General features: G+C 60.5%; 7 protein-coding genes. 3 read left to right on the top strand and 4 right to left on the bottom strand.

The features are described 5' to 3' along the window. A partial coding sequence (locus INT49_RS21335) for a hypothetical protein (RefSeq protein WP_226851098.1) occupies positions 1 to 241 on the top strand: 241 nt, incomplete at its 5' end. A gap of 98 nt (positions 242 to 339) precedes the next feature. Next, entirely contained in the window at positions 340 to 2058 is a 1719-nt protein-coding gene (locus INT49_RS20345) for a glycosyltransferase 61 family protein (RefSeq protein ID WP_193119562.1), read from the top strand. Between the two features lie 69 nt (positions 2059 to 2127). On the opposite strand, the gene INT49_RS20340 is transcribed toward INT49_RS20345, so the two are convergent. The 4 genes from INT49_RS20340 to INT49_RS20325 form a co-directional block, all read right to left on the bottom strand. Beyond that, positions 2128 to 3522 carry a sugar nucleotide-binding protein gene (locus INT49_RS20340; protein WP_193119561.1) on the bottom strand — a complete coding sequence of 465 codons (1395 nt, stop codon included), beginning with the start codon at positions 3520 to 3522 and terminating at the stop codon, positions 2128 to 2130. Then, positions 3519 to 4520: a dTDP-glucose 4,6-dehydratase gene (rfbB, locus tag INT49_RS20335; RefSeq protein ID WP_193119560.1), complete on the bottom strand. Its 1002-nt coding sequence runs from the start codon at positions 4518 to 4520 to the stop codon at positions 3519 to 3521. The genes INT49_RS20340 and rfbB overlap by 4 nt, the downstream gene beginning before the upstream one ends. 32 nt (positions 4521 to 4552) lie before the next feature. Beyond that, complete coding sequence (gene rfbA, locus INT49_RS20330) at positions 4553 to 5437, bottom strand: glucose-1-phosphate thymidylyltransferase RfbA (protein ID WP_193119559.1); 885 nt, start codon at positions 5435 to 5437, stop codon at positions 4553 to 4555. A gap of 382 nt (positions 5438 to 5819) precedes the next feature. Then, positions 5820 to 6854, bottom strand: coding sequence for a hypothetical protein (locus tag INT49_RS20325; protein WP_193119558.1), 1035 nt, complete (start codon positions 6852 to 6854; stop codon positions 5820 to 5822). 398 nt (positions 6855 to 7252) lie between these two features. Between INT49_RS20325 and INT49_RS20320 the strand changes: the two genes are divergently transcribed. Beyond that, positions 7253 to 7396, top strand: coding sequence for a hypothetical protein (locus INT49_RS20320; RefSeq protein ID WP_193119557.1), 144 nt, complete (start codon positions 7253 to 7255; stop codon positions 7394 to 7396). Positions 7397 to 7633 lie beyond the last annotated feature (237 nt).

The raw sequence follows: 7633 nt of genomic DNA, 5'->3' as shown, positions 1-7633 counted from the left end.
CACCTTCACCCATCACGACCCACCCCTCGGACACCTCAACGATGAAAGCCCGAGGCTAGTGTCAAATATAGGCGATGAGCACCATCGCACTGAGCACGAGAGCCTCCTTCGCACCTCGTACGAGGAGGCGGGCGTTGCGGGACGTCTGGAAACCATAGATATCGACCTCGGACCCGGCCATCGAGCGCCCAACAACGACGTCTATGGCGACTTGATGGCCCGCATCTACGAGACCATATAGGCCTGACGCCGCCCTGGTAACCATGGGAGCAGATGCCCTGCCTCTTTGGGTCGAATTGGCGAGACGTTCACGAATAGAACCACACACCGGAGGAAGCCTTGGAACAGACAGCGCTAAAACTCGAAGGAGAGGACGGGCTGCTGATCTTCGCCGACCCCAACTATCGAGCAGCTTTAGTTGTGACCACAGACTTAGATCGGCCACGGAACGCCAGGGTTGCAATTCGCAGTCTCGTGACAGGCGATCCGATCGCGTTTCATGCGATTCCGTCAAGCGCTCCATCGCCGGCTAGCTGGAGCGGCACGCGGATTGAGAACCTGCAAGATCTGCCATTGAGCGAAGGCGTTGAATTTTCACTTCAATACAAAACGCTCGATGGCTGGGTCGACTCCCGCCGACCCTCGTCGCCCTTAGTGAAGCCAGGCATTCTGATCGAAACTATCACCCCCGCAGAATGGGGGATCGCTAATGATTGTTGGGTGACGATTCAAGATAGCAAGAGCAGAAAGTTCGCACTAAGTCGCAAAGTCTCCGGTGGAGCTACCGCGACGTGGGCAAGGGATCCTGCCGCGCTAACGCGCTACACGCTGAAATTTCACGACGTCTCTCTCTCCGAAGGGTCGCCTGGACCTGCTATTGGGAGCGCCCACCGATGGGTTCCTCGCGAACTGAGAGGAGAGGTCCCTGCTCCGTACCTGTCAAACAGCAACGACCTTCAGCATTCTGTGCGCCATCGCGTCGTTCTTGCTCCTGGCGTTCGCGGGCGGCATGGCAAGGGCCTGCACGTAACAACCGGCTACATCGGGGCCTGGGTAGACAAGCGTCCCATTCCCGAAGCGCTTCTGTCCGTTCTTGGACGACAGTATTCCGACTTCCTGCCTTACACTTCCCCCACGGCCACTGTTTCTGAGCCTGTCATCTACTTGGGTGCACCCCAGTCTGGGTGGGGGCATTTCCTAACGCAGGGTCTGGCCCGCGTCTGGTACGCTCTCGACAATCCCGAGATTCCAGTAGTTTGGGACGCCGGTTCGTTGAGTGATTTTCAGCGTGAAGTGCTGAATCTTCTCGGCTATCGCAATCGAGAATATTTCCTTAAGACCGCAACCCGCTTTACTGAAGTAATATTCCCGCAACCTGGTATCTGCATTGGAGATTACGTGCATCCGGATTTCACCGAGCATGTTGGTCTTCAGGTCGGTGCACCCGTAGTTTCAGGCAAGAAGATTCTGCTTTCTCGCTCCAAGCTTGGGGCAGGGGCGACCCCGGGCTCCCCCGCCGAGGACCCTCTTGACGGGTTGGCTCGAGATTTCGGATTCGAGATTGTTCATCCTGAAGCATATAGCGTCCGCGAGCAACTAGATATTTTATCCAGTTCTGCGATCGTTCTTGGGATAGAGGGGTCTGCGATGCACACCCCGCTACTACTTGCCGGTGGTCTGCAGACGCGATTCTTTGCATTGACACGACATCGGGCTGGCAGTGGTGTATTTGAGCACCTGCGGCAAGCCAAGGGGTTGCATTACGCCACGCTTAACTTCAAGAAAGAAACTGGATTGTCAGGATTCCGCGGAGAACTTAATCTTGATTTTGAGGCGATGAGAAGGGTATTTGATGCAACTGGCGGACTTGAGGCAAATTATGCCGAGCTGGAACCATACCTCGAAAATCCATCCAGCCACGAAACGCCCTACTCTCTACTGGTCCAGAACTTCCAAACCGTGATGCCGCCACACGAAGAGGCGCTAAGAAAGTTGCACCTCTCCTTGCTCAACAGCTCCAACAAATCCATTCTTGCAGATGTGGCTGCGATGCTCTAGGGGAGCTTGCGTTACGCAGAATTGCGGGGTTTATCCTGCCACTCGTGGATAACGTATCCAATTGTCACGTCAAGCGAGATGTGTCTGCAGGCTCTGTAACTGCTCGCGGGGGGCGAAGCCGGTGGCGTGGATCTTCGCGAGATCCAGAGCGGAGTGGCGGGGCCGCGGGGCGATCCCTGTCTTGCCCGCGTAGTAGTCCTGCGTGCTCACGGGTGTGACGCGGCAGCGCTCGTGGCCGGTCAGGGCGAACACCTCGGCGGCGATGCGGGCCCAGCTGACCGGCTCCCCCTCGTTCGTAACGTTGTAGGTCCCCGGGGCGGGACGCACGGTGAGTAAGTGGTCGATCGCCGCGGCGAGATCGGCGGTGAAGGTGAGCCGACCGATCTGGTCGTCGACCACCGTCGGGTCGATGCCGCGCTTCGCCAGGCCCGCCATGGTGTCCACGAAGTTGCCGCCTTCGCCGATCACCCAGCTGGTGCGCACGATGTAGTGCTCCGGCAGCGTCGCCACGAGCTGGTCACCGGCGGCCTTCGTCTGCCCGTAGACGCCCAACGGACTCGGGGCCTCGTCCTCGTCGTGCACCTCTGCCGTCCCATCAAAGACATAGTCGCTGGAGACATGCACGAGCACTGCCCGCTGCGCGCGGGCGGCTTCCACCAGAAGCCCGACGCCGGTGACGTTCACCGCCCAGGCCGCCCGACGCCCCTCGTCGGACTCCGCCGCATCGACCGCCGTATACGCGGCGGCGTTGACGATCGTGCCGTAGGGCGCGACGTCGAATGCCTCGACGCTCGCGGGATCGGCGAGGTCCAGCTGCTCGCGGGTCACCACGTCCACATCGGTCCGGTACGTCCAGCGCGCCGCGAGCGCCCGCCCCAGTTGCCCTCCCCCACCGACCACCAGGGTGCGGCGCGGCGGCACCGGCGTCACCTCCGCCAACCGCGGATGAGCGAGGTCCTTCGCGGAAAGCTCCGCCTCCTCCAGCGAGATCGGCCACGGGATCGCGACCCACTCATCAGCCAGGTTCAGGAAGGTGTACTGCGACTGTGCGGCCTCGGACCAGTGCTCGCTAACCAGGTAGGTATACGCCGCCGGTGCCTCCAGGGTCTGGAACGCATTGCCCACCCCGCGCGGCACGAAGATCGCCACCTCCGGCGTGATCTCGTGCCAGTACGTCGCACCGAAGCTATCGCCGGAGCGCAGATCCACCCACGCCCCGAACACGCGCCCGGTCGCGACCGAGATGTACTTGTCCCACGGCTCGGCATGGATGCCCCGCGTGACGCCCACGGCCTGGTTGAAGGAGATGTTGTTCTGCACCGGACCGAAGTCCGGCAGGCCCGCGGCAACCATCTTCTCCCGCTGCCAGTTCTCCTTGAACCAGCCCCGGTCATCCCCATGGACAGGCAGGTCCACCACGAGCAGGCCAGGGATCGGGGTCTCGTGCACGGCGAGCACAGTCATTGCCCCGCCTTCGCGTACTTCGCCTCGGTCGCCGCCTTCTGCGGGCGCCACCACGCCTCGTTCTCCCGGTACCAGTCCACCGTCGCGGCCAGACCCGCCTCAAAGTCGCGGAACGAGGGCTGCCAGCCTAGCTCCGTGCGCAGCCGCGTCGAGTCGATCGCATAGCGCAGGTCATGGCCGGGACGATCGGTGACGTGCTCATAATCGTGACTGTCACGTCCCATGAGCTGTAGGATCAACTCCACGACCTCCTTGTTGCTCTTCTCCCCGTCTGCCCCGATCAGGTACGTCTCCCCGATCTCACCGCGATCCAGGATCCTGAGCACGGCGCTGGAGTGGTCATCCGCGTGGATCCAGTCCCGCACGTTCGATCCCGCCCCATACAGCCGCGGCCGGATCCCGTCGATCAGGTTCGTCACCTGCCGCGGAATGAACTTCTCCACATGCTGGCGCGGCCCATAGTTGTTCGAACAGTTCGACAGGGTCGCCTGCACCCCGAAGGACCGCACCCACGCCCGCACCAACAGGTCCGAGCCGGCCTTCGTCGCCGAGTACGGGCTCGACGGGTTGTACGGCGTGGCCTCGGTGAACCGCTCCGGATCATCCAGCGCCAGATCCCCATAGACCTCGTCGGTCGAGATGTGATGGAACCGGGTGCCATGGCGCCGCGCCGCCTCCAGCAGCGTGAACGTGCCGATCAGGTTCGTGGTCAGGAACGGGCTGGGGTCATCGAGCGAGTTGTCGTTGTGGGACTCCGCCGCGTAATGCACCACCGCGTCCGCCTCCGCGACCAGCGGCTCCACCGTCGCGGCGTCGGCGATGTCCCCGACCACCAGACGCACCCGGTCAGAGGGCACGCCAGCCAGCGACTCCCGGCTGCCGGCGTAGGTGAGCTTGTCCAGCACCGTGACCGTGTCCTCGGTATGGGCCATGACGTAATGGACGAAATCGGAGCCGATGAACCCGGCTCCCCCAGTGACGAGCAGATGACGCGACATCGAAAGCTCCTTCTGCGTATATAAAATGAGGATCAGACGGGGCGGTCAGCGTTCTCACGTGCAAGAACGTCGAGCAAATACCGACCGTAACCAGATTTCTCCAAGGGCTCGGCCCTCTTTCGTAGGTCGGCGTCGCTGAGGTAGCCCATCCGCCAGGCGACCTCTTCAGGGGCGCCGATGGACAGCCCCTGACGCTGCTGGACGGTACGGATGAACTCGCCCGCGGCGGCGAGGTCGTCGAACGTGCCGGTATCCAGCCACGCGGTGCCACGGGTGAGCACCTCGACCTGCAGCATCCCGTCGTCCAGATAGGAGCGGTTCAGGTCAGTGATCTCGAGCTCCCCGCGCGCCGAGGGCTGCAGCATCTTCGCCCGCTCCACGACGGTGGCGTCGTAGAAGTACAAGCCGGGGACAGCCAGGTTCGAACGAGGAGCGGATGGCTTCTCCTCGAGCGAGACTGCCCGGCCATGCACGTCCATCTCGACCACGCCATACGCACTTGGGTCCTTCACCCAGTACCCGAACACTGCCGCACCTTCAAGATCTCCGTAGCTCCGTAGCTGGGCCCCCATGCCTTGCCCATAGAAGAGGTTATCCCCGAGGACCAGTGCGGCGGGCTCTCCACCCAAGAACTGCTCACCCAGTAGAAAGGCTTGCGCAAGACCGTCCGGAGACGGCTGAGATACGTACGTGAGGTTGATACCGAATCGGTCCCCATCGCCGAGAACCCGCTGGAAGGTCGGCTGATCCTCGGGTGTCGTAATGATGAGGATGTCGCGGATGCCCGCCAGCATCAGGGTACTCAGGGGGTAGTAGATCATCGGCTTGTCGTAGACAGGCATGAGCTGTTTCGAGACCCCGATGGTCAAGGGGTGCAGTCGCGAGCCCGTGCCGCCCGCCAGAATGATGCCTCGCATGGACTCAGTATGCCAGGTCAAGCTCGCTACTCCTGATGCGCCCGACGGCAACGATCTCGACGGCCGGACGCCTAGCGCGAAAGAATGTCTCGGGGCAGATCCACCCCAATACCCTTTGCAAGCTCAACCTTCCAGCAAGGACCGGATCTTCCGAGAAGGCGATTATGCGCCCCAGTTGCGCATCTAGAATCCAACACTCGATCCGATAGATTGCGAAGAGCCCGCTCGGCGCCAGTCTCCACATATACACCAGGGCGCCCCGTATTAACCAAAGGAACGCAAGAAATCCCCCGAAGGCGCACGCGAAGGCCCTTACGAGGCCTTATCGCCCTAAGCCAAATGCTTCAACGGTGGGTTGAAACTGCGTGCTGAAAATATCAAGCTATTGAGATTCCACGATGACCAACGACGATGCCACCCCATGGACAATTAAAGGTGCAGGTCCCTCGTTATCCACAATAACCGTAATTCGCAACCTTTTACCGCAGGTATCTTTCGGCACGTTCACCCTGTCGCGCAAACTGACCACCTGGTGGTGTCTATTTTGATCAAGATGAGACGTATTTGTACTAACACTCAACTCCGCGCAGGGCGTACCGTCATCACGAAGCACATCCGCCCGCAATATGAGATCATACGTACTTCCATTTTCATCAACATGCGCCTCATTGCACCAATATTTGCTATTCTCCCGTGATCCATTTACCGTCGAGCACGTCGTCAGATGAAGCGAGGTCAGTAGATTAAGGCTACTGGCGTTCAGTTGACGGATATCTGTCGTACTCGACAGCACCACATCTCGACCCCCGGGGCTCACAGCTCGAGGTAGGCGATCCTCTCCCGCGTCTTCTACGGCCATTCCTTCTATTGGCGTCATGCGCCACTGGATATCCGCAGTGAAGCTAGCTCCAGCCGCTGCCGCTTCAGGATTTGGGGACGTGAGCAGTACATTGCAGGTCACCGCGTCGTCCACAGTTGGCTCCAAGACCATTTGGTTACGCACGGCATAGAATTCCCCGGTTATAAAGTTCTGAGTGCCCCCGGCTGAGCCGGACGCACCGCCTTCTGCGCCACTGCAATTCAGCGAGAAGCTGAGGTACATCTCCGCCCCAGGAGTATCCGCCAGCTTCGTCACTGAGATTTCCAGTTCGACTAGATATGACTCGGCGCCCTTCACAGCGAATTCCCCGTTAGCAGCCCGCACGGTGGCTGGCACAACGGCTTCCACATCTTCCCGAACTACTAGATCCCGGTCTGTATGGCTTGAATTTGCGCTAGACTCATCCGGCGGCATCGGGATTTCGGAAGGCTCATGCAGAGCCAACACGACGCCAACGATCAGAATTACAAGCAAGGCCGCAAGCGCTAGACCCCAACGCTTAGTAAGCTCAATTCTTGTGTGATTTTCTGCCGACATCGTTCTCCTCTACGACATAGCGATCACACTGCCGCCACTATCGCGAATTACCAATCTCGAATGGGTGTTGGCGGCAAAATTCCGCGTCTCAGGAATTTTCCACTCAGGTCGAATCAGGTGACGCTCGATGAGCGATACTCCTGGACGGCAGGCGTGAGGCCCAAACCCGACCAAACGCTACTCGATCATCCTGCATCATTCCACCTGAGACTCGGCCGTCGACCATCGAGCCAACTACTCCACATCAGCTGACATGCCATACCGCTGCACTGGGCGACGCTTGAGGGCTGTCGAGTCTTCTGCGAAGGTCAGGCCGATCACGGTTCGGTGACGGTTCGTCCGGAACGCCTAGGTTCGCCCCGTTGCGGCGCTTCTGTCGCTATCTTGGACGGATGTTAATGAAAGACACCGCACCAATGACGGGTGGTGCCGACGAGAGCGGGATGGACGGCACTACTGCTGGCATCGTTGAACCGCTCCAGGACCGGGAAGAGCCCCTCGACGGCGGGCTCGACCTGTACGACGTCGACGCGGAGTACTAGAGCCGAGCCTGCGTCCATCAGTGATATGCCCGCAACCAGGCCTGGTTGCGGGCATATTCTATTTCCGGCGTGACACTCCGACGCCTCCTCTGTCCCTCCACAGCATCCGAGGCCCCGCATGAAGATCCTCATGGCTCCGAGCAATGTGGCCGACCAGTCGACCTCCGCGGCGGTCGGTCTAGCCTCGGGATTTCATGGGGGTGTGGTCCCGACCGGCGGACGGCTTAGAGAAAGGTG

The sequence above is a fragment of the Brachybacterium tyrofermentans genome, assembly GCF_014897585.1.
In the GTDB taxonomy this organism is placed as follows: Bacteria; Actinomycetota; Actinomycetes; order Actinomycetales; family Dermabacteraceae; genus Brachybacterium; species Brachybacterium tyrofermentans.
This window is presented reverse-complemented; position numbering and strand designations above follow the sequence as displayed.

Coding starts and splice junctions, on each gene's coding strand:
- INT49_RS20340 (WP_193119561.1), bottom strand. CDS start 3,522: ATGACTGTGCTCGCCGTGCACGAGACCCCGATCCCTGGCCTGCTCGTG.
- rfbB (WP_193119560.1), bottom strand. CDS start 4,520: ATGTCGCGTCATCTGCTCGTCACTGGGGGAGCCGGGTTCATCGGCTCC.
- rfbA (WP_193119559.1), bottom strand. CDS start 5,437: ATGCGAGGCATCATTCTGGCGGGCGGCACGGGCTCGCGACTGCACCCC.
- INT49_RS20325 (WP_193119558.1), bottom strand. CDS start 6,854: ATGTCGGCAGAAAATCACACAAGAATTGAGCTTACTAAGCGTTGGGGT.
- INT49_RS20320 (WP_193119557.1), top strand. CDS start 7,253: ATGAAAGACACCGCACCAATGACGGGTGGTGCCGACGAGAGCGGGATG.